This window comes from Pseudomonas sp. S2_B10 (assembly GCF_054668425.1).
This window is the reverse complement of the sequence record NZ_CP162768.1, coordinates 5159117-5179742: the sequence shown is the minus strand read 5'-3', so window position 1 is coordinate 5179742 and position 20626 is coordinate 5159117. Positions and strand designations below refer to the sequence as shown.

18 protein-coding genes and 1 pseudogene are annotated in these 20626 nt (G+C 61.1%); 9 read left to right on the top strand and 10 right to left on the bottom strand.

The annotated features are described in order from the left end of the window. The first annotated feature begins 1 nt into the window (after window position 1). From AB4O45_RS23110 to AB4O45_RS23100, 3 genes are read left to right on the top strand one after another with little or no spacing between them, the layout of a single operon-like run. Window positions 2-1189, top strand: a complete 1188-nt coding sequence (locus AB4O45_RS23110; RefSeq protein ID WP_236169331.1) for a GNAT family N-acetyltransferase — start codon at window positions 2-4, stop codon at window positions 1187-1189. Beyond that, entirely contained in the window at window positions 1161-1952 is a 792-nt protein-coding gene (locus AB4O45_RS23105; RefSeq protein ID WP_353187876.1) for a carbohydrate deacetylase, read from the top strand. The genes AB4O45_RS23110 and AB4O45_RS23105 overlap by 29 nt, the downstream gene beginning before the upstream one ends. A 57-nt stretch (window positions 1953-2009) precedes the next feature. Continuing rightward, window positions 2010-2702 (top strand): GNAT family N-acetyltransferase, encoded by a 693-nt coding sequence (locus AB4O45_RS23100; RefSeq protein ID WP_041478587.1) that lies wholly within the window; start codon window positions 2010-2012, stop codon window positions 2700-2702. A gap of 126 nt (window positions 2703-2828) precedes the next feature. On the opposite strand, the gene AB4O45_RS23095 is transcribed toward AB4O45_RS23100, so the two are convergent. Beyond that, a complete protein-coding gene (locus AB4O45_RS23095; protein WP_460160591.1) occupies window positions 2829-3626 on the bottom strand; it encodes a class I SAM-dependent methyltransferase in 798 nt (265 codons plus the stop codon). Window positions 3627-3934: 308 nt separating this feature from the next. On the opposite strand from AB4O45_RS23095, the gene relB reads away from it, so the two are divergent. Both relB and AB4O45_RS23085 read left to right on the top strand, forming a co-directional pair. Continuing rightward, window positions 3935-4126 carry a type II toxin-antitoxin system RelB family antitoxin gene (gene relB / locus AB4O45_RS23090; RefSeq protein WP_460160590.1) on the top strand — a complete coding sequence of 64 codons (192 nt, stop codon included), beginning with the start codon at window positions 3935-3937 and terminating at the stop codon, window positions 4124-4126. Then, a complete protein-coding gene (locus AB4O45_RS23085) occupies window positions 4116-4385 on the top strand; it encodes a type II toxin-antitoxin system RelE/ParE family toxin (protein ID WP_082228561.1) in 270 nt (89 codons plus the stop codon). The genes relB and AB4O45_RS23085 overlap by 11 nt, the downstream gene beginning before the upstream one ends. A gap of 72 nt (window positions 4386-4457) precedes the next feature. On the opposite strand, the gene AB4O45_RS23080 is transcribed toward AB4O45_RS23085, so the two are convergent. Continuing rightward, complete coding sequence (locus tag AB4O45_RS23080; protein WP_256811227.1) at window positions 4458-5357, bottom strand: LysR family transcriptional regulator; 900 nt, start codon at window positions 5355-5357, stop codon at window positions 4458-4460. A 235-nt stretch (window positions 5358-5592) separates the two neighbouring features. Between AB4O45_RS23080 and AB4O45_RS23075 the strand changes: the two genes are divergently transcribed. Next, window positions 5593-6612: an alpha/beta hydrolase gene (locus AB4O45_RS23075; protein ID WP_310215527.1), complete on the top strand. Its 1020-nt coding sequence runs from the start codon at window positions 5593-5595 to the stop codon at window positions 6610-6612. Between the two features lie 108 nt (window positions 6613-6720). Then, the gene (locus AB4O45_RS23070; RefSeq protein WP_073474277.1) at window positions 6721-8148 is read left to right on the top strand and encodes a mechanosensitive ion channel family protein; all 1428 of its coding nucleotides are present in this window, start codon (window positions 6721-6723) and stop codon (window positions 8146-8148) included. Window positions 8149-8191: 43 nt separating this feature from the next. On the opposite strand, the gene ycaC is transcribed toward AB4O45_RS23070, so the two are convergent. The 6 genes and pseudogenes from ycaC to AB4O45_RS23040 all read right to left on the bottom strand — a co-directional run bounded on the left by ycaC (window position 8192) and on the right by AB4O45_RS23040 (window position 14392). Then, window positions 8192-8815, bottom strand: coding sequence for an isochorismate family cysteine hydrolase YcaC (gene ycaC / locus AB4O45_RS23065; protein WP_016774080.1), 624 nt, complete (start codon window positions 8813-8815; stop codon window positions 8192-8194). A 68-nt stretch (window positions 8816-8883) separates the two neighbouring features. Beyond that, window positions 8884-10721, bottom strand: a pseudogene (locus AB4O45_RS23060) (amidohydrolase). A 40-nt stretch (window positions 10722-10761) separates the two neighbouring features. After that, entirely contained in the window at window positions 10762-11388 is a 627-nt protein-coding gene (locus AB4O45_RS23055) for an antibiotic biosynthesis monooxygenase (RefSeq protein WP_041478579.1), read from the bottom strand. Continuing rightward, a complete protein-coding gene (locus AB4O45_RS23050; RefSeq protein ID WP_024012430.1) occupies window positions 11381-11794 on the bottom strand; it encodes a DoxX family protein in 414 nt (137 codons plus the stop codon). Before AB4O45_RS23050 ends, AB4O45_RS23055 begins: the two co-directional genes overlap by 8 nt. Window positions 11795-12430: 636 nt before the next feature. After that, a complete protein-coding gene (locus AB4O45_RS23045; RefSeq protein ID WP_039762138.1) occupies window positions 12431-13354 on the bottom strand; it encodes a LysR family transcriptional regulator in 924 nt (307 codons plus the stop codon). A gap of 54 nt (window positions 13355-13408) precedes the next feature. Continuing rightward, a complete protein-coding gene (locus tag AB4O45_RS23040; RefSeq protein ID WP_375709718.1) occupies window positions 13409-14392 on the bottom strand; it encodes an MBL fold metallo-hydrolase in 984 nt (327 codons plus the stop codon). 236 nt (window positions 14393-14628) lie between these two features. On the opposite strand from AB4O45_RS23040, the gene AB4O45_RS23035 reads away from it, so the two are divergent. Continuing rightward, window positions 14629-15060 (top strand): helix-turn-helix domain-containing protein, encoded by a 432-nt coding sequence (locus AB4O45_RS23035; protein WP_041478577.1) that lies wholly within the window; start codon window positions 14629-14631, stop codon window positions 15058-15060. A 134-nt stretch (window positions 15061-15194) separates the two neighbouring features. After that, on the top strand, window positions 15195-18044 hold the full coding sequence (locus tag AB4O45_RS23030; protein WP_460160589.1) for an ATP-binding protein: 2850 nt from the start codon (window positions 15195-15197) through the stop codon (window positions 18042-18044). Here AB4O45_RS23030 and AB4O45_RS23025 read toward each other — a convergent pair. Together AB4O45_RS23025 and AB4O45_RS23020 are read right to left on the bottom strand one after the other, a co-directional pair. After that, window positions 18009-19481, bottom strand: a complete 1473-nt coding sequence (locus tag AB4O45_RS23025; RefSeq protein WP_460160588.1) for an ATP-binding protein — start codon at window positions 19479-19481, stop codon at window positions 18009-18011. The genes AB4O45_RS23030 and AB4O45_RS23025 overlap by 36 nt on opposite strands. Window positions 19482-19571: 90 nt before the next feature. Then, the gene (locus AB4O45_RS23020; protein WP_056784478.1) at window positions 19572-20522 is read right to left on the bottom strand and encodes a GlxA family transcriptional regulator; all 951 of its coding nucleotides are present in this window, start codon (window positions 20520-20522) and stop codon (window positions 19572-19574) included. Between the last annotated feature and the right edge of the window lie 104 nt (window positions 20523-20626).

The window sequence follows — 20626 nt, the reverse complement described above, 5'->3', positions numbered from 1 at the left end:
TATGGTGATGCGATTCGAATGGTGCACGTCCCTGTGCGCCGCCGACTTCCCGGCAACCGCGTATGAAACGCTGCGCCTGGGCGTGACCGACCATACGCCGTTCAACAATCTCGGCTGGTTATGTGCGGCGGAACAGGCTCTGGGTGAGGATCAGCGCCTGCACATTCTGCTCGGTTGGGAAGCCGCAGAACTACGCCTGTGCCTGCCGCTGGTAGCCAGCCGCGAGCGCTTCGCCGGCGTGCCGTTTCGGGTCTTGCATCACTTGGGTTATCCGCTGGCTGATCGTCTGGCCCTGCTGTCGTTGCTCGGCGGCGCGGACATGCACGAGGCGCTGCTGTTGATTCGCCAGCGCCTGCCCCATGCGCTGCTGCAACTCAATGAGCTCTCGGAACCGGCGGGTGAAGAAAGTGCCGTCACCGCATGGATGGCGCGCAGTTCTACGGCCGAGCGACGCCTGAGCTGCCGGGTGCCAGTGCATCTGATCAGCGAAGCCGACCATCAGGAAGTCTCCGGCGACCCGCGCTACAAACTGCGCCGGGCACGCAAACGGATTGCCGCGTGCGGTGCGCAGATCCGCCGGATTACCCCGGATGCGCTGAGCATGGCTGCCTTGTTGCAGACCATCAGCGAAGTCGAGGCGGTGAGCTGGAAAGGCGATGAAGGCGTCGGGATTTTCGCCACACCGCGCAGTCGCCAATGGATCGAACGCGCCTTCACCGCCCTCGCCGGCCAAGGCATGGTACGCGTGGTGATGCTCGAGCTGAACGGCCGCTGCATCAGCTATCGCCTCGGCCTGCTCGAACAGGGCCGGCTCTACGATTACAACCTCGCCTTCCTGCCGCAGTACGCCGATCTCGGCAGTGGCCGGGTGTTGCTGGAGGAATGGATTCGCTGGGGCCTGGACGAGCACTGGCGCTGGATCGATGCCTCGCGGGTCAGCCTGGAAAACTCCAGCCATCAACTGCACGAACGCATGACCGGGCAATTGGAACACTGGCGCTGGAGTTTCTATTCGTGGCGCCCAAGTGGGCTGGCATTGGGTCTGGCGCTGCGCATCTGGTATCGCTGCAAGCCCGCCGTGCAGCAGTGGCGCACCAGGCGCGCCAACAAAAAATCTGCAGCACTGGTGCAACCTGTCGCAATCACTCCGGAGGGCGGCCATGCCTCGCCAAGTCATAGTCAACGCTGATGACTTCGGTCTCAGCGCCAACGAAAACGCAGTGATCTTCGCTGCCTTCCAGGCCGGCCTGATCAGCTCGGCCACGGCCATGGCCAACATGCCGGCGTTTGAAGCCGCCTGCACCATGGCCCGCCATCCGACGCTGCAAGGTCGGATCGGTCTGCACTTCAACCTGACCTACGGGCGCCCGCTGAGCCAGGCGATCCTGGGGCGGCGGACCTTTTGCGATGGCAACGGCGTGTTCGACCTCAACCTGCCCCGCCACAGCCTGTGGCTGAGTCGCGCAGACCGTGACGCGGTGCGCGCCGAGTTACAGGCGCAGTGGCAACGCTGCGTCGATCACGGCATGCGCCCGAGCCATATCGACTCGCACCAGCACGTACACAACATCTGGCCAATCGGCGAAGTCGTCGCGAAGTTTGCCGCCGAGCAAGGCGTACCGATTCGGCTGGCGCGCAACCTCGGGCACAACCTCACGCTGCCCAAGCGCCTATTCAAGGGTTTGCTCAATGGCCGTTTGCAGAGTCTGGCGCGGGTCACCGCCGATTACGTCTGTACACCGGTGGACCTGCGCAATGCTAGCGTCCCCAGCGACGGCGTGCTGGAAATCGTCGCCCACCCGACCCGCCTCGGCGTCGATTTCGGCGATGCCTATCTCGACTCCGGCGATTCTTTGAGCGAGGTACTTGAGCAGGGTTTGAGAGGCGTCGCGCGAGTCTCGTATGCCGACCTCAATCGAGAGGAAACGCAGGGCGCTACGGCGCTCGAATGAATCACCGCTGTAACGACACTCACCACAACATCCGGGCAAAGACCCTGGAGGGGCATCATGAGCATCATCACCAAAGTGCAAGATCGCATCAGACAGAAAGGCCTGGGCCGCACCGTCGGCACGTTGTGGAAACGCTACGTGTTCTTCCACTGGGAACTGCTGTGGATGGAGCGCGACCTGGTCAGCCCGGTGCCGCCACACAAACTGCGCCCGTATGAAGGCCTGCGCAAAGTCGACATCACCCCGGAGAACGCCGTGGCGTTCAGCAAACACTTCGGCGACCGTGTCGGCACCATGGCCGAACTGGCTGCCGAGGGCCACACCGGGCACATGTACCTGGACGCCGATGGCCACGCCGTGGGCTTTATCTGGGGCAGCATTCGCGACTACCACGACCGCCACTATTACGGCTGCACCTTCCCGGTCAAACCCGGCGAGTTCTTCGAATTCGGCGGCGAAATGATCCGCGCCTACTTCGGCAGCAGCCTGTCGGTGGACGTGCAGGTTGCACTGTGGCAAGCGATGGCGGCGCAGGGTTGCACCAAGGTGGTCGACGTTTGCGAAACCCACAACATCCCGGCGCTTAAACTGCATATCCGCATGGGTTATCAGGAACAGGGCCGGGTGACCCACGTTTACTGCCTGTTCGGCCGCTGGAAATTCTTCCGCGAAACCCGCTATGAAGGCTCACGCCTGGATCCGCTGCGCAAACCGGGCCGGCCGGTGGTAAGTGCCGCGGCCCAGGCTTGATCCGGCCTTGTGAAATGTGGCGGTCGCAAGGCCGCCATCGCGAGCAGGCTCGCTCCCACATTGGAATGCGTTTCCCTGTGGGAGCGAGCCTGCTCGCGAAGAGGCCAGCCGTCGCAAAAAAGGTTCTCAGGCCTTGCTTGCCACCAGGCTAAAGCACATCGGCAGCTGCGCCTGCTGGTTCAGGTAGCAGTCATACACCTCTTCCCGGTTCGAATGCGCATATTCCTTAAAATCCACAATGCTCAGCCCCGCTCCAATGGCGCCGCTGAAGATCCCGCCCAGCGTATGCACGAACCAGTACGACTTTGCCGCCGGCTGCTCGACTTTACCTACGTAAACGATCGGCTCTTGCTGCACAAACGGCTCGGCACGGAAATACGAGCTGGCGAGGCGGTAGGGATCTTCAGCCTGCGGATCAACCATTTCCAGAAACGGATGGGTTTCGTAGATCACCAGCTTGCCGCCCGGCTTCAGCACCTGCGCGACATGACGGAAGAATTCGCCGATGTCAGGCATCCAGTTGAGTACCCCGATGGTGATCAGGGCGACGTCGAAGCGGTTATGCAGCGATGCGGGCAGATGGTGGATGTCGCTCTCGACGAATTCGGCAGTATGCGGCGAGCGGCTGTTGAGCTCGCGGGCCTGCTCAAGAAACGCTGCCGATTGATCGACGCCGACGACACTGCGCGCACCCAGCGCAAACAGCGACAGGCTCTCCCGACCGTTATTGCAGCCCAGTTGAATCACGTCTTTGCCGTCGACTTCCAGCAAGCCGCGCAAGGTGTCATCGAGGCAGCAAAACTCCGCCTGCGCGACATCGCTGAGCAATGCCTGCCAGTCCGGTGAATCCTGATGATGGCGAGCGGAATCGTTCCACGCCTGTCGATTGCTTTCGATGGCGGTTTTGGGGTTGGGCACTTCCATGGCGCTACTCCGGGTGAAGCTCGTGATTGAGCGGCGTGAGTGTAGAACAGACGCGGGGTGGCGGTTGTTCCAATGTTGTAATCACACTGCGCAGTCCTCTTCAGCGAGTCCTACAGAAAAAGGAAGGAACTCGAGAAACCCCAACCGTTTTCCTACATCTTCCGTCGGTTGGCCGCCGGAAGCGCTCAGTCTAGGATTTGTCGAACTACAAGTACTCATGGAGCTCGACCAAGATGCAGTTCATCCAGACAACGACGACAGCAATCCCTGTACCGAATAGACTGCCAGGCATTGATCCCGGAGGCACTATGGACGGCAAAATCTTTCCCGACGATTCAGGGTTTGAAAGCGACGAGCAGGCTGCCAGTCATGATCGCTGGTTGCGAGCCAAGGTGCAGGCGTCCAGAGATGATCCCCATCCGAGTCTCACCCATGAGGACGTGATGGCGGACATGCATGCCTTGATCGAATCCATGCGAAAAAAGGTCGATGCAGATTGAGTGGCGGCCCGAAGCCAAGGCCGATCTTTCGAACATCCTCAGATACATTGGCGAGAGAAACTTTGCAGCCGCAGTGAGTCTCTCGAAATCCATCGAAGAATCCACAACCTCACTCTCCGTTCATCCCCATCTCTACCGTAAAGGTCGATCTCCCGGCACCCGGGAAATCGTTGTACATCCTAACTACGTAGTGATTTATGAGGTGACGGATCGAATCGAGATACTTAGCGTTTTGCATACCCGACAGGAATATCCATAAAGACATCGCAGGAAAAAACGGTAGGACGTTCGCCCGATCGATAACACGCCGTTTGCCCAGCAGGCCCCACTATCAAAGATTCACATGACTCTGGTTAAGCCGCTCACGCAAAAACTCCACCAGCGCCTGTACCGGCCGCGAAGCCTGGCGATGCTGCGGATAAACCGCCGACAGGGTCAGTGGCTCCGGGCGCAACTCATCCAGCACTGGCACCAGCCGCCCGTCCTTCAGCGCCGCACCGACGATGAAGGTCGGCAGATAAGTAATGCCCATCCCCTGCACCGCGGCGTCTCGCAGCAGTTCGCCATTGTTGACGCGCATGCGGCCGGCGACGTTGATCAGCAGCGGTTTGCCCGGCGCTTCGTTGAAACGCCATTGCACCGAGCGCCCGTGGCCGTAAGGCAGGCAGTCGTGGCTGTGCAGGTCTTCAGGCTTTAGCGGTGTGCCGCGTTCGGCGAGGTAGGCCGGGCTGGCGCAGTAGACCCGTTCGATGCTGGCGATACGTCGGGCGATCAATGTCGAGTCCTCCAGCACGCCGATGCGCAGGGCCAGGTCGTAGCCTTCGCCGAGCAGGTCGACCGGACGATCGCTCAGATCCACTTCGACGGTGACTTCGCGATAACGCTGCAGGAATAGCGGTAGCAGACAACCCAGATGCGCCACGGCAAACGACAACGGCGCGCTGAGGCGAATCGTGCCGCGCGGCTCGGCGGTTTCGCCGGCGATGCCCTGCTCGACCTGTTCCACCTCACCCAACAAGCGCAACGCCGATTCGTAATAGCTCTGCCCCAGCGGGGTGACGTCGAGCCGGCGGGTCGAGCGATTCAACAAGCGCACACCGAGGCGCTCTTCCAGTTGCATCAAACGGCGGCTGACGAACTGCTTGGACAGCCCCAACTGATCGGCCGCGGCGGTGAAGCTGCCGGAGTCCATGACCTGGCAAAAAATACGCATGTCTTCGAACGGGTTCATTGTCACTCTCTGGTGGACAGTTAAACGCTTTATAGCCGCTTTTTCGCTTTTCAGCAGCCCATTAATCTGTGCTCACGGTTTGAAAACAACCCTGAACACAAAGAGCTGCCGAAGGCAGCCATCTGATCGTTGGGACGCGGAGCGTCCCCGGCTGCATTCCCACGCAGAGCGTGGGAACGATCAGATCGCAGCCTTCGACAGCTCCTACATCACACATTCAAAAATGGAATTGAACATGAGCATCAAGAAAACCCTAGCCGCATCCCTCCTCGCCCTGTCCGTCAGCAGCGCTTTCGCCGCTGGCAGTCCTGGCGTCGAACACAACACCCAGGCGTTCCTCGATGCCCTCGCCGCTGGCGGTGGTCGTCCGCTGGAGCAACTGAGCCCGAAGGACGCCCGTGCAGTGCTGACTGGTGCCCAAGCTTCGGTAAAGGTTGATCTGTCCGGCGTGGAAGTCAGCGACAAGGCGATCAAGGTCGACGGCCAGACCATCAACCTGAAAGTGGTGCGCCCGGCCAAGGTCAAGGGCGAGTTGCCGGTGTTCATGTTCTTCCACGGTGGCGGCTGGGTGCTGGGTGACTTCCCGACGCACCAGCGCCTGATCCGTGATCTGGTGGTCGGCTCTGGCGCTGTTGCGGTGTATGTCGATTACACGCCATCGCCGGAAGCGCAGTACCCGACCGCGATCAATCAGGCTTACGCCGCGACGAAATGGGTGGCCGAGCACGGCAAAGACATCGGTGTCGATGGCAAACGTCTGGCAGTGGCCGGCAACAGCGTCGGCGGCAACATGGCGGCGGTCGTGGCGTTGATGGCCAAGGAGCAGAAAACCCCTGCCCTGCGCTTCCAGCTGTTGATGTGGCCGGTAACCAATGCGCAATTCGACGACGCTTCTTACCAGCAATTTGCCGAGGGACACTTCCTTACCAAGGGCATGATGCAGTGGTTCTGGGACAACTACACCACCAACCCGGCCGAGCGTGCGCAGATCCATGCCTCGCCACTCAACGCCAGCGCCGAACAGCTCAAGGGCCTGCCCGCTGCGCTGGTGCAGACCGCCGAGTTCGACGTGCTGCGTGACGAAGGCGAAGGCTATGCGCGGCACCTGGATGCGGCCGGCGTGCCGGTGACCTCGGTGCGTTACAACGGGATGATTCATGACTTCGGCCTGCTCAATCCCCTGAGCCAGATTCCGGAAGTCAAAGCGGCGGTGCGTCAAGCGGCGGCTGAACTGAAGACTCATCTGAATCCATAAAAGCGAAAGATCGCAGCCTGCGGCAGCTCCTACCCTGGAATACGATTCCCTGTAGGAGCCGCCGCAGGCTGCGATTTTTTTTCTCACCAGCGTCGCGGAGTACCGGTCATGACCCTTTTCTACGCCCACCTGCTGTCCTGGAGCGCTGTGCTGTTGCTGCTCGACGCCGCGCTCTGGCATTTCTCGCCCTTCAGCCATCGCGCGCCGCGAGTCGGTGTGCGTCTGGCACTGTTTCTGGCATTCAGCGCGCTGGTGATCAACGCCGGTGTTAGCCCGTTGCAGGCGCCGCTTTTCGCTGATGATCGCGTGGCACAACTGGGGGCGACGGCGCTGGGGATTCTCTGGTGGTTGTACGCAGCACGGGTGCTGACCGAAGTGATCGGCCTGGCGCTGATGCGCCGCATCGGTCACAGCGGGCGCTTGCTGCAGGATGTCATCGGTGCGCTGGTGTTTCTGGTCGCGATTGTCGCGGCAGCCGGTTACGTGCTGGAGCTGCCGGTCAAAGGTCTGCTCGCCACCTCCGGGGTGGTCGCCATCGTGGTCGGTCTGGCGCTGCAAAGCACCCTCGCCGATGTGTTTTCCGGCATCGTCCTCAACACCACCAAGCCGTATCAGGTAGACGATCTGGTGATGATCGACGGCGTCGAAGGCAAGGTCTTCGATATCGACTGGCGCGCCACGCACCTGCTGACCAGCGCCGGCACCATGGCCGTAGTACCGAACTCGGTGGCGGCCAAGGCGAAAATCGTCAATCTCAGCCGGCCGAGCAACATGCACGGTGTCTCGATCAGTATCAAAGTGCCGAACCACATTCGTCCGCGTCGGGTATTGGATGCCCTTGACCGCACCTTGCAGGGCAGCAGTTCGCTGTTGCTCAGCCCGGCGCCGAAAGCCGTACTCAAAGAGGCCGGCGAAACCATGTCGGAATACGTTGCCAGCGGTTTCATCGCTGAGCTGGGCAAGAAGAGCGAAGTGCGCAATCAACTGTTCGACCTCGCCCATCGCCATCTCGAAGCCGCAGGTATTTCGCGCCATCCTGACGGCGTGATCGAACCGTCGAGCCGCGCCCGTGCGTTGCTGGATGAGGTGAAGATTTTCCGCTCGCTGAGCAGCGAGGAACGTGATCGCCTGGCTGAGTCGATGGTCGCGCAGCAGTACACGGCCGGTCAGGTGGTGCTGGATCTGGACGAGGTGCCGGACAGTCTGTTCGTGATCGCCACGGGCGTGGTCAGCGCGACGGTGCCGGACGGCAATGGCCAGACCGAGGCCGGGCGCATGGGGCCGAGCGAAGTCATGGGCGAACAGAGCATTCTTGCCGATACACCGTCGCAGGCGACGTTCACGGCGCTGACGTCGAGCATCATCTATCGTCTCGACAAACAGTTGACCCGTGAGTGCATGGACAAGCGCAGCGAAGTCGGCCGGGCCTTGAACAAGTTGCAGGCGGTGCGTCAGCAGAACAGTCGCCTCGCGCTGATGGCCAAACCGGTGGCGGTGAAAAAAGGTGGTTTTTTGGGGTGGTTGCAGAAGCGTTGAAAGCAAAAGATCGCAGCCTGCAACAGGCTGCGATCTTTTCGTCTTACTTGGCAGTGAACTTGGTGTAGCTGTTGATCAGGTTGCGATAGTTAGGCAGACGCTCGGACAGCAGATGCGCCAGGCCTTCCATGTCGTTGCGCCAGTCGCCTTGCAGCTCGCAGGCCACAGCGAACCAGTTCATCAGGTGTGCACCGGCGGCCGACATCCGCGCCCACGCCGCTTGTTGCACGGTGGTGTTGAAGGTACCCGACGAGTCGGTAACAACAAACACTTCAAAGCCTTCAGCAATCGCCGACAGGGTCGGGAAAGCTACGCAAACGTCGGTCACTACACCGGCGATGATCAGTTGCTTGCGGCCGGTGGCCTTGATCGCTTTAACGAAGTCTTCGTTGTCCCAAGCGTTTATCTGGCCTGGACGCTGAATGAACGGCGCGTCGGGGAATTGCTCGAGCAGCTCTGGCACAATCGGGCCGTTTGGACCTGCGTCGAAGCTGGTGGTCAGAATGGTCGGCAGCTTGAAGAACTTGGCGATGTCGCCCAGTGCCAGCACGTTGTTCTTGAACTCGTTCGGCGAGAAATCCTGCACCAGCGAGATCAGACCGGTCTGGTGATCGACCAGCAGGACGACGGCATCATCTTTGTTCAGACGCTTGTAAGGAACGCTCATGGCAAAACTCCTGGATGGATGGTTGTTGCGGGAAGCGCCGGCCCTGATGACCGGCGCTTTTTTCAAACTCAGAACGCGAAGCAGGAACAGCCGAACGCGCCCCAGAAACCGGCGAAATCGCTGACCGGCGCATTCGACATCCGCGCTTTTTCATGGCTGTGGGTGTGCACGGCGCATGGCCCGCTGCACTGGTGAACCTGCGCTTGCAACGGCGAGTTCGGGCGCCAGTGGCCCGGCACCTTGACCACGGGCGACCAGTCCGGCAGCACCGGAATCGAGCGCGGGCCGAGGTCTTCGAAGTCGCCGGCGGCGTAGACGATCTTGCCGCCGACCACGGTAATCACCGACTCGATCCACTTGATCGCTTCTTCTTCAACGCTGAAGAAGTCCGCGCTCAGTGCCGCGAGGTCTGCCAGTTGGCCGACGCGGATCTGGCCCTTCTTGCCCTGCTCGAAGAGAACCAGGCGCTGCCGTGGGTGAACAGTTCCAGCGCGGTGCTGCGTGGCAAGCCTTCTTCGTAAAGCGCCAGACCGCCAACGGTACGGCCGCTGACCATCCAGTACAGCGAAGTCCACGGGTTATAGCTGGACACGCGGGTGGCGTCGGTGCCGGCGCCAACCGGCACGCCTTCAGCGAGCATGCGCTTGATCGGTGGCGTGGCTTCGGCGGCTTGTTTGCCGTAGCGATCGACAAAGTATTCGCCCTGGAACGCCATGCGATCCTGAATCGCAATGCCGCCGCCCAGCGCTTTCACGCGCTCGATGTTTTGCGGGGTGATGGTTTCAGCGTGGTCGAAGAACCACGGCAGACCGTTGAACGGAATGTCGCGATTGACCTTCTCGAACACATCGAGCATACGGCTGATCGATTCGTTGTACGTGGCGTGCAGACGGAACGGCCAGCGCTGCTCGACGAGGTGGCGTACCACCGGCTCGAGTTCCTGTTCCATGGTCTGCGGCAGGTCCGGACGCGGTTCGAGGAAATCCTCGAAGTCGGCGGCGGAGAACACCAGCATTTCGCCGGCACCGTTGTGGCGCAGGTAGTCGTCGCCCTGATGCAACTTGACGCTGCCGGTCCAGTTCTGAAAATCGGTCAGCTCTTCTTTCGGCTTCTGGGTGAACAGGTTGTAAGCGATGCGTACGGTCAACTGGTCGTCTTTGGCCAGTTGCTCGATCACTTGGTAATCGTCCGGGTAATTCTGGAAACCACCCCCGGCGTCGATTGCACTGGTCAGGCCCAGGCGATTGAGCTCGCGCATGAACTGGCGGGTCGAGTTGACCTGATATTCCAGCGGCAGCTTCGGTCCCTTGGCCAGTGTCGAGTAGAGGATCATCGCGTTCGGCCGCGCGACCAGCATGCCGGTCGGGTTGCCGTTGCTGTCGCGGACTATTTCGCCACCCGGCGGGTTTGGCGTGTCGCGGGTGTAGCCGGCCACACGCAGGGCAGCGCGGTTGAGCAGCGCACGGTCGTAGAGGTGCAGGATGAACACCGGAGTATCCGGCGCGGCCTGGTTGATTTCTTCCAGGGTCGGCATGCGTTTTTCGGCGAACTGGAATTCGTTCCAGCCACCGACCACGCGCACCCACTGCGGGGTGGGCGTGCGATCGGCCTGATCCTTGAGCATGCGCAGCGCGTCGGCGAGCGATGGCACGCCTTCCCAGCGCAGTTCGAGGTTGTAGTTCAGACCGCCGCGAATCAGGTGCAAGTGCGAGTCGTTGAGGCCAGGGATGACGCAGCGGCCCTTCATGTCGACCACTTGTGTGGCGCTGCCCTTGAGGGCCATGGCCTCGGCATCGTTACCGACGGCGACGAAGCGGCCATCCTTGATCGCCACCGCACTGGCCAGTGGTTTTTCCCGGTCTACGGTATGAAATTGGCCATTGAATAAAATCAGATCGGCGCTCATCGCAGTTCCTCAAGCGAAAGTGAAAAGAAGCAAACCCCGCTTAACGCGGCGAGGTTTCTTGGGAATCGAGGTGTTCGTGGGCCTGACTGGCTTCCAGCCACGGGGTAAACAAACGGGTGACCGGCGGCATCACCACGTAGACCACCGAGAGGACGATGGTCAGGGTGATCAGGAACGTGGCGACCACGTAGTTGGACAGAAGCGGATGCAGCGCCAGCAGCGGGCCCCAGATCAGCGGCACCAGCAGGGTGTGCGGCAGAATCACCAACAGTGTGACGACAGCCTGCTTCCAGCGCGGCGGCGGCGAGCCGGCCTCGGCCAGCGGTGTGAACCAGAATTCATTGACCGGTGCGACTTCGGTCTGATCACCGTCGGCCAGCATCGGTGCGGCTTCAGCCACCAGCGCCTGACGCTCGGAGGACTCCAGCCAGCCCTGCATCGCTTCGGTGGAGCTGAAGCGCAATACGCAAGTGTAGAAATCCAGACGCCCGCGCTTGCCGCGCACCACGTCGACACCCAAATGCCCTTCGCGCTGCCCGGCGACGCGCACGATATTGCGCAGCCATGCTTCATAGGCCGACTCGAAACCGGCCTTGACCGAGTGTTTGATGATCAACGTGACGGTCTCATCGGCCCCCGGTGCTTGTGAATTGAGGACTTCAGGCATAACGCAGCACTCCGGGCAAACGAACAGGGATCGCCAGCCGTCCCGGCCCGGCAATCAATACGGTGGTGAAAAGAATCAACAGCAACCAGCCAAACTGCCCTTCAGCCACACTCCATTGCGGATGCACGACCAGCAGCGCCACGAGCAGTACAAAGAGAATAGGCAAACAAGCCAATCGCGCCAGCACACCGGCGACGATCAGCAACGGGCAGAGGACTTCGGCGAAAATCGCCAGGATCAGGGTCAGGTGGGCGCCGAGGTGGAACGGGTCTTCGATCAGTTGCAGCTGCGCGGTGAAGTCCAGCAACTTCGGCAAGCCGTGCACCCACAACAGAAACAACCCGCCGCTGACCCGCAGGAACAGCAACCCGATGTCGCGCGCCTGTTCATCCCTCGTAGCAATCATGACCCGACCCTTTGAATGTCATTGACGGGAATCATGCCAAGGCCGGCGCGGGAGAAATTGGATGGGTGTGCTTAGTTGCTTTTCAGGTCTTTGATGTTCTGCCGCCAGCCACAAAACAATGTGGGAGTGAGCTTGCTCGCGAAGGTGTCAGGTCAGCCACATCCACATTGACTGACACACCGCTTTCGCGAGCAGGCTCGCTCCCACAGGTTTTTGTGGTGACCAACAATGTTCATTCCACCCCGTATCCCTGTGGGAGCTGGCTTGCCAGCGATTGGTCGGCACATCCACCACCTTCTTTGACGGACCCACCGCAATCGCTGGCAAGCCAGCTCCCACAAGTCTATGTGCCGAATCACAAAGCCCGGTCAGCCCCGAATTTCTCTGTGGGAGTGAGCCTGCTCGCGAAGGCGTCAGGTCAGTCACATCCACACTAACTGACACACCGCAATCGCGAGCAAGCTCGCTCCCACAAGGATTGGCGGCGTGCATTCAATTTGCAGACCGCCACAAAAACAATGTGGGAGCGAGCCTGCTCGCGAAGGCGTCAGGTCAGTCACATCCACACCAACTGACATACCGCTTTCGCGAGCAGGCTCGCTGCCACAGGAGAACTGCTTGTGTAATCGAGGGCGGTTAAAGCGCCGGAATATCCAGCGGCGCCGCCATGAACTGGCTAATGCGCGAGCGCAGCCATTTCTCTGCCGGGTCGTTGTCGTGCACCCCGCTCCAGGCCATGGACAATTGCGCGGCATCGATCGGGAATGGCGGATCTTCGGCACGCAGGGCGCAGCCTTCAACCAAGGCACAGGCGGCGTAGTCCGGCACCGTCGCGATCATCTCGGTACCGGCGAGCAAGGCGCGCAAACCGCTGAACTGCGGTACGCCGAGAACGACTCGGCGGCAACGGCCGATCTTGGCCAGATCCAGATCGATATTGCCGCTCAGGTCACCGGAGAACGACACCATCGCGTGCGGACGCTCGCAATATTCGTCCAGGGTCAACGGCCCCGGACGGTCGTCGCCGCGCAGCACTTTGCACGGAATATCACGCAGCTTCTTGCGCTTGGCGTTGGCCGGCAGATCCGTGGTGTAGCTGACACCCACGGAGATTTCTCCAGAGGCCAACAGCGCCGGCATCAACAGATAGTTGGCGCGGCGCACCACCACGACGATCCCCGGCGCCTCCTGCTGAAGCTGGCGCAACAGCGGTGGAAACAGACCGAACTCGGCGTCGTCCGACAGACCGATGCGAAATACGTCGCAACTGCTGGCCGGTTCGAACTCCTTGGCGCGGCTGACTGCGCCGGAAATCACGTCCATTGCCGGTTGCAATTCCTTGAGGATCGCCAGCGCCCGCGCTGTCGGCTCCATGCCGCGACCGTTGCGCAGCAGCAACGGATCGTCGAACAGATCACGCAAGCGCCCCAGTGCAGCACTGACCGCCGGCTGGCCCATGAACAGTTTTTCCGCCACACGGGTCAGATTCTTTTCGAACATCAGCGCTTCGAAAATCACCAGCAGGTTCATGTCGACGCGGCGCAGATCGTTACGGTTCATGGGTGTGGTTTCCTTATCGGTGTCAGACGCTTTTTGCCACAGGCGTTGGGCACTTTACTCGATCAATGGCACTTTCGCCGCGCGTTTGTAGGGGCCGTACTCCACCGGCACCCATTGGAAATGTTTGCCCTCGGCGGTGATGTGGCCGATGCCCGGGAACGGCAGATGCGCTGCCGTCACCCAGGTCTTGCTCGCTGCCGCAGCACTGAACACTGCCTGACGACTGCTGATCGCTTGCTGACTGTTGACGTCGAAACCGATCGACACTTCCGGGTGCAAAAACTGCACCGCCAGGTTATGCACCAGATCGCCCATGAACACGATGCTCTGCTGCTGCGAATTGAAGCGATATGTGGTGCTGCCCGGCGTGTGGCCGGCTTCCAGGGTTGCTTCGACCAGTCCCGGCAGTGGCGACTGCCCGGCGGCAAACGTCTTGAAGCGGCCGGCGGCAACATAGGGCGCCGTAGAGTCCCGGGCTATCCTGAAAAACTCTTTGGCGCCCGCCGGGGCCTTGGCCAGCGCTGCCGGATCGAGCCAGTAGTCGGCCTCGGCTTTGGCTGCAAACACGGTGGCGTTGGCGAACACCGGTTTCTTTTCGGCGTCGACCAGACCGCAGACGTGATCGAGGTGCAGGTGCGTCAGCAGAATCGTGTCGACCTGTTCAGGCTTGTAACCGGCGGCCTGCATGTTGGCCGAGAGTTGGCCTGCGGTGGCGCCGATGCACTGTCCTGCGCCCGTGTCGACCAAAATCAGTTGTTTGCCAGTGTTGACCAGAAAGGCATTGAACGCCGTCTGCACGCCAGGGGTTTCAATCGAACGGCGCGCAAGCAGCGCGCGAATCTGACTCTGGCTCATGCCCTGCAACAACTTCGGCGACAAATCGTTGTAACCGTCGAACAACGCGGTGACTTCGTAATCGCCGACAGCCAGCCGGAAATAACCCGGCGCCTGAGTGCCAACCTGCGGTGCCTGCGCCATGGCGCCGGACATTGCCAGCACGACCGCCAGCGTCGTTGCCGCTTTCACCAAGCTTTTCATTGCATTCCCCTTTGAACCTGGCCAACGGCGGCCGTGCTTTGTCGACATCGTCGCGCAAAGCGCCGGGCGCTGACTTGCAAGGATGTGCTGAGTTCCAGCCTGAGCGAGGAAATTAACAACGATTAACTCGTCAGTCTCAAGGCATCGCCCAACAATGAAGCCCTCTGCGCAGCGTTGCTTTTTTGACCTGAGGGAATGCGCCGACCGTGCCTTCCCCACCGACACGGACCTTGGCCATGGCTTATCTACAGCAATCCGTCGCCCTCGCCCCTGCCAGCGAACCGCGTAAAAACACGACTGGCGGACTCAGTCCGCAGCGCGAACGCCAGATCAAACAGTTGATCCTGGATCGCTTGGGCGAAAGCCTCGAAGTGGCTGAACTGGCCCGGGCATGTGCACTGTCACGCAGTCATTTCTCCCGCGCATTCAAGTGCAGCACCGGCCTGTCGCCACAGGACTGGATCCGCGCCCAGCGCCTGGCCCGGGCCAAGTTGCTGATCCAGCACACCGACTTGAGCCTGACGCAAATCAGCCTCGAATGCGGCTTCTGCGATCAGGCGCACTTCTGCCACATGTTCACCCGCAGCGAGGGCATCAATCCCTTCGCCTGGCGCTGTCGAGTCATGGATAAACCGAAAAACACCGCAGCGCAGCCTGCGGTGTTTTGACTGCTGCCGTTACGCCACCCGTTGCACTGATGGTCAAACCTGAGGATTATGCCCGGACACCCCGGATCAGACGGCCTGCGCATGCGCCAGGCACTGATTCGCCCTGTCCGCCGCATCACCGCAGGAGCGCGCTGTTGAGTTTTTCCCCGAATCAGGCCATTGCGTTTGGCCCCTATCGGATTCATCCCGGGCAACGATTGCTACTTGAAGGCCAACAGCCTCTGCGCCTGGGACGGCGGGCGATGGACATCCTCCTGATTTTGCTGGCCCATGCCGGTGAAGTGGTGAGCAAACAGCAATTGATGGCCGGGGTCTGGCCAGACAGCGTCGTCGAAGACATCAACCTGCGCGTGCACATGGCGGCGCTGCGCAAAGCGCTTGGCGACGGGCAGAACGGCCAGCGCTACATCGTCACCGTGGCGCAGCGCGGCTACAGCTTTGTTGCACCATTCGTGCTCGACAGCATCGAAGCAACGCCTGCGGTCGCCGCGCCCCGGCACAACCTGCCGCTGCGTCGTACGCGGATGATTGGTCGCCAACCCCTGATCGATCACTTGATTACGCAACTGCCGCGCCGACGCTGCATCACTCTGGTCGGCCCCGGCGGCATTGGCAAGACCACCGTCGCCCTGCGCGTCGCCGAACAATTGCTCGACCAGTATCGCGACGGCATCCGCCTGGTGGATCTGGCGCCCATCGCCGATCCCGCGCTGATCGGATCGCATCTGGCGACGCTGCTTGATCTGTCCGCAGCTGAAGGCGATGCGCAGGCTGGTCTGGTCGACGGCCTGCGAGAACAGCAAATGTTGTTGGTGATCGACAACTGCGAGCATTTGATTGATGCGGTCGCCGCGCTCAGCGAGCAGATTCTGCGGGGGGCACCAAAGGTGCATATCCTGGCGACCAGCCGCGAGAGCCTGCGCGCTGAGGGTGAGTTCGTGCAGCGTCTGGAATCGCTCGAATGCCCGTCCATGTCGACCCCGATGGAGCCGGCCCAAGCACTGGGCTTTGCTGCGATGCAGTTGTTTGTCGAGCGCGCCACCGCAGCCAGGGAAAACTTCCGACTGAGCCACGCCGAGTTGCCGCAAGCGATCGAAATCTGCCAGCGCCTGGACGGCATTCCGCTGGCACTGGAACTGGCCGCCGCGCAGGTCAGCGAATTGGGGGTGGACGGATTGCTCAAGCAATTGCGCGAGGGTTTGCCGCCATTGTCGGCCGGACACCACAGCAGCGCCGAACGCCACCTGACCCTGCGCGCGACGATGGACTGGAGTTTCAACCTGCTCAACGTCTGCGAGCAAACCTGTCTGCGGCGACTGGGGATTTTCCGCGGCAGCTTCACCCTCGCCTCGGCGGCAGCGGTGATCATCGGTCAACAGATTGATCCCGGCGCGGTGTTCACCGCCGTCACGCAATTGGTGGCCAAATCCCTGCTGAGCGTCGAAGTGGGCGACGAAGATGTTTTCTATCGCTTGCTCGACACTACCCGCCACTACGCACTGGAAAAACTCGAACAGGCCGACGAGCTCAACGCAACCCGCCAACGCCACGCCGAGCGATGCCTGACACTGATGCAGCAGGCGCAGGCGGATTGGGACAATACTCCGACTGTATTGTGGATGGAGCGCTATGCCCGGGGTCTGGAGGATTTGCGCGCGGCGCTGGACTGGAGCCTCAACGGCCCGGGACCGGATGAGCTGGGGGTGCAACTGGCAGCCGCGTCGGCGCCTTTGTGGCAGGAGCTGTCGTTGCTGCGCGATTACAGCCGCTATGTGCGCCGGGCACTGAGTCTGCTGGAGGCTTCGCCAGCAGACTCGCTGCTACCGCCCTGCCCTCGCCTGCAAATCGCCTTGAAACTGGCGCTCGGTAGCGCCAGCTATCACACCTGGGGCGGCACGCCACAAACCATTCAGGCCTTCGTCGACGCCTGCCAATTGGCCGAGGAACACGGCGATCTGGCCGGGCAACTGCGCGCAGTGTCGGGGCACATGGCGGTCAATCTGAGTTGCGGGCATTACCGCATGGCTTTGGCCCAGAGTGAGCAATTCGACCGCATCGGCCTGCACGGCGAACCGCTGCTGTCACTGAGCACACATCGCTTGCGGGTGCTGGCCCTGCATTATGCCGGCGACCAGCCGCAGGCACGCGTACATGCCGAGCAGGTGCTGCAACGCATGGCACACAGCGGCCATCTCAATCGTTTCACCCATGGTTTTGGCGTGCAGTACGATCAGAGCGTCGCTTCGCTGACAGTGCTGGCCCGAGTGCTGTGGTTGCAGGGTCTGCCCGAGCAAGCCTGGCGCGCCGCACGGCAGGCGCTGGACATCGCCGTGCAGATCAATCACGGCACATCGATCTGTTACACCCTGGCGCTGGCCAGTTGTCTGATCGCTCATTACAACGGCGACCATGTAAACGCCCGCGCGCTGCTGCAGTTGCTGCTGGAACAATCGCAGAAGCACTCGGTGCTGCTGTTCAATAACTGGGGCCGGCAGTATGCGCAGGTGATCGATCCGGATAATGCCATGCCCGTACCAGCACAGAGCAGCGGTCTGATTCGGGAAGTGATGGTTACGCTGGATGAGCGTTTTGTCGATGATGCACTGGTGGAGCGCGCGCGCAATGGCGATGCGGGATGGAGTGCAGCGGAGATATTGCGGGCGCGGGCGGCGGCATTGTTGAAGGGTTCATCCTGTGGGAGCGAGCCTGCTCGCGAATCGGCCCGCTCAGACACCGCTGAAACCCAAGAAGCCGAACAAACCCTGCAACAAGCTCTGGCCGTCGCCAGATGCCAGGGCGCCCTCGCTTGGGAACTGCGCAGCGCCACGGACCTCGCCCGATTATGGCAGCGCCAGTCCCGCCATCGCGAAGCATGGGATTTGCTCAGCCCCATTTACCAGCGCTTCACCGAAGGCTACGCCACACCGGACTTGCGCAAGGTCCGCCTGCTACTCGACAGCCTCCACGAGCAGTGCCCGGCCTGAAGCGTTGCGCGTTCTGCTGAGATAGCGCGCATGGCGCTGTTTCAGTTCGAACTTGTCGTCACTGCGCTCGAACTGATCACGAGCATAGCGGCGCACGGTGTTGAGCATCCAATAGCGGGCCGTCGCACGGTTGGGTTCTCGAACAAGCAACGATTTGCGCGCCAACCCTTCGATTATCGCGGACAGTCTGGAACCCGCCACATCCGCGCTGCTGATCACACTCAGTGCGGCCTCCAGGGTAAAGCCCGCGCTGAATACCGATAGACGCAGCAGCACACGCTGTTCCATCTCCGTCAGGTACTGGAAGCTCCAATCGATCGCAGCGGCCATCGACTGATGGCGCGGTTCCGCGGTGCGCCGGCCTTGGCCAAGCAACTGCAGGCCGTTTTCAACCTGTGCCTGCAAGCCGATCAAGCCCAGCGCGTCGATCTGTGCAGCGGCGAGCTCGATCGCCAGCGGCAGACCGTCCAGTTGACGGCAGATCTCGCGCACTCCTGGCAAATCCTGCTCACGCAAACAGAAGCCATGCTGCCGTGCCCGCGCGCGATTGACGAACAACTGCACCGCCGGATAGCCCATGGCTTCTTCGACGGTGTTCAATGTCGAGCGCTTGGGAATCGCCAACAGCGGCACGTAATGAACGGTCTCCTGCGCGACTTGCAAGGCTTCGCGGCCGGTGACCAGAATCGACAGGCGAGGCGCAGCATGCAACAGCGTTTCCACCAGTGCCGCACAGCTGTCGCGCTGGTGGTCGCAGTTATCCAGGATCAACAAGGCGTGCCGGCCGGTCAGTGTGAAAAAGTCTGTCTTCAGGGTGTGCAACAGGCGCTCGAGTAATGGAATGTCATCTTCGAGGCTGGCAAGGTCGACCCACCAGGCGCCATCGCGAAAGTATTGCAGGAGCAATTCCGCCACGCGCAATGCCACAGTGGTCTTGCCAACACCCGGCGCACCGGTAATCGTCATCAAGCGGCATACCGGCATTTGTCGAACCAGACTACCAATCAGGGCTTCGCGCCCACTGACTGGCGTCAGTCGTGCCGGAAGATTGTGCAGGGGCATGAGCGCGGCAGCGGGCATGGTCAGCGCATCACTGGTGCCCTGCTCCACCGGGGCGACAAAACTGTAGCCGCAGTGCGCCACGTGAATGATGAAACGCTGCCCGTTTACGCCGTCACCCAGTGCGCGGCGCAACGCCGCAATGTGCACCCGCAGGTTGATCTCTTCGACGACCGAGGTCGGCCACACTCGAGCAATCAACTGCTCTTTGCTGACCACCTCACCCGCGTGTTCGAGCAGCGCCTGAAGGATGTCCATGGCGCGCCCGCCCATGCGCAACGGCTGCTCTCCTTCAAGGACCAGACGTTGGCGCACATGAAAGGCGTAGGGGCCGAAACGCAGCACTGAACCGTGGCTTGTGTCGTTGTGATTATTCATGCCAAACATCTTGGCACTCTCGCGTGACGATACAACCGCCAGAGCCGACGCAGCACGGACATCCGACTGCGTCAGACGGACAGAACCGCTCTAGCTGAACTGTTCGCGGTATTGTAACGGTGTAAGACCGAGCTTTTCGGCGAACAACGAGCGCATGTGCCGGACACTGCCAAAGCCGCTTTTGTAGGCGATGGTCTTGAGCGGCAGATCGCCGGTTTCCAACAGGTTTCGCGCGCAGTCAATGCGGGCATTCTGCAAAAACTCCATCGGCGTCATATTGACGTCACGGGCGAACAGGCGAGCAAAGTGCCGTGCGCTCATGTTCGCCAATCCAGCCATGCGCTCGACGGTGAACGCTTCATCCAGATGTTCAAGGACGTAATTCTGTGCGCGGGTGATGGGCGTTTCTTGCGGTGAGACTGCCGCCATCAACGGGCTGAACTGCGCTTGACCGCCCTGGCGCTTCATGACCACCAACAAGACCTTGGCAACGTCCTGGGCGATTTTCTTGCCGTGATCTCTGGCCACCACCGCCAGCGCCAGGTCGATGCCGGCCGTAACGCCACCGGAGGTGATGAGATTACGATCCTCGACGTAGATCTGATCGGTGGTCACCGTGGTTTTCGGGAAAGCCTCGATCAGCCGTTCGGTGTAGTTCCAGTGCGTGGTGACGCGATAACCATCAAGCAGGCAGGCGTGGCCGAGGATGAATGCGCCAGTGCAAATCGAACCGTAACGCTCCGCGCGCGGCACGGCTTTTTTCAACCAGCCAAACAGCTCGGGAAATCTCTGGTTATAGGCGCCGGGTCCGCCCGGCACCAATAGCAGGTCATAGCGCTCGGCCGCTTCGTCGATGTGCAAGTCAGCCTGAACCTGCACGCCGTTGGACGCCCTCAGCAAGCCGCGCTCTGTGCCGAGAGTCGTCAATTGATAGTGCAGATCAGGTTTCAGATAACGGTTGGCGACTGAAAACACCTCCAGCGGCCCCGCCATGTCGAGCATCAGAAAGTCAGGGAACAGCACCATTGCCACGGTTTTCATGGGAGGTTTCACACATATTCAAGGGTCAATACGCACGCTTCAGCCAAGGCATTATGGCGGACCGAGTGTTCAGGAGCGTGATCGAATGGGTGAACCATAACGCA

What these genes read in the sequence shown, in the direction of transcription:
- AB4O45_RS23110 (WP_236169331.1), top strand. Translation starts at nt 2, where the DNA reads ATGGTGATGCGATTCGAATGGTGCACGTCCCTGTGCGCCGCCGACTTC.
- AB4O45_RS23105 (WP_353187876.1), top strand. Translation starts at nt 1,161, where the DNA reads ATGCCTCGCCAAGTCATAGTCAACGCTGATGACTTCGGTCTCAGCGCC.
- AB4O45_RS23100 (WP_041478587.1), top strand. Translation starts at nt 2,010, where the DNA reads ATGAGCATCATCACCAAAGTGCAAGATCGCATCAGACAGAAAGGCCTG.
- AB4O45_RS23095 (WP_460160591.1), bottom strand. Translation starts at nt 3,626, where the DNA reads ATGGAAGTGCCCAACCCCAAAACCGCCATCGAAAGCAATCGACAGGCG.
- relB (WP_460160590.1), top strand. Translation starts at nt 3,935, where the DNA reads ATGGACGGCAAAATCTTTCCCGACGATTCAGGGTTTGAAAGCGACGAG.
- AB4O45_RS23085 (WP_082228561.1), top strand. Translation starts at nt 4,116, where the DNA reads ATGCAGATTGAGTGGCGGCCCGAAGCCAAGGCCGATCTTTCGAACATC.
- AB4O45_RS23080 (WP_256811227.1), bottom strand. Translation starts at nt 5,357, where the DNA reads ATGAACCCGTTCGAAGACATGCGTATTTTTTGCCAGGTCATGGACTCC.
- AB4O45_RS23075 (WP_310215527.1), top strand. Translation starts at nt 5,593, where the DNA reads ATGAGCATCAAGAAAACCCTAGCCGCATCCCTCCTCGCCCTGTCCGTC.
- AB4O45_RS23070 (WP_073474277.1), top strand. Translation starts at nt 6,721, where the DNA reads ATGACCCTTTTCTACGCCCACCTGCTGTCCTGGAGCGCTGTGCTGTTG.
- ycaC (WP_016774080.1), bottom strand. Translation starts at nt 8,815, where the DNA reads ATGAGCGTTCCTTACAAGCGTCTGAACAAAGATGATGCCGTCGTCCTG.
- AB4O45_RS23055 (WP_041478579.1), bottom strand. Translation starts at nt 11,388, where the DNA reads ATGCCTGAAGTCCTCAATTCACAAGCACCGGGGGCCGATGAGACCGTC.
- AB4O45_RS23050 (WP_024012430.1), bottom strand. Translation starts at nt 11,794, where the DNA reads ATGATTGCTACGAGGGATGAACAGGCGCGCGACATCGGGTTGCTGTTC.
- AB4O45_RS23045 (WP_039762138.1), bottom strand. Translation starts at nt 13,354, where the DNA reads ATGAACCGTAACGATCTGCGCCGCGTCGACATGAACCTGCTGGTGATT.
- AB4O45_RS23040 (WP_375709718.1), bottom strand. Translation starts at nt 14,392, where the DNA reads ATGAAAAGCTTGGTGAAAGCGGCAACGACGCTGGCGGTCGTGCTGGCA.
- AB4O45_RS23035 (WP_041478577.1), top strand. Translation starts at nt 14,629, where the DNA reads ATGGCTTATCTACAGCAATCCGTCGCCCTCGCCCCTGCCAGCGAACCG.
- AB4O45_RS23025 (WP_460160588.1), bottom strand. Translation starts at nt 19,481, where the DNA reads ATGAATAATCACAACGACACAAGCCACGGTTCAGTGCTGCGTTTCGGC.
- AB4O45_RS23020 (WP_056784478.1), bottom strand. Translation starts at nt 20,522, where the DNA reads ATGAAAACCGTGGCAATGGTGCTGTTCCCTGACTTTCTGATGCTCGAC.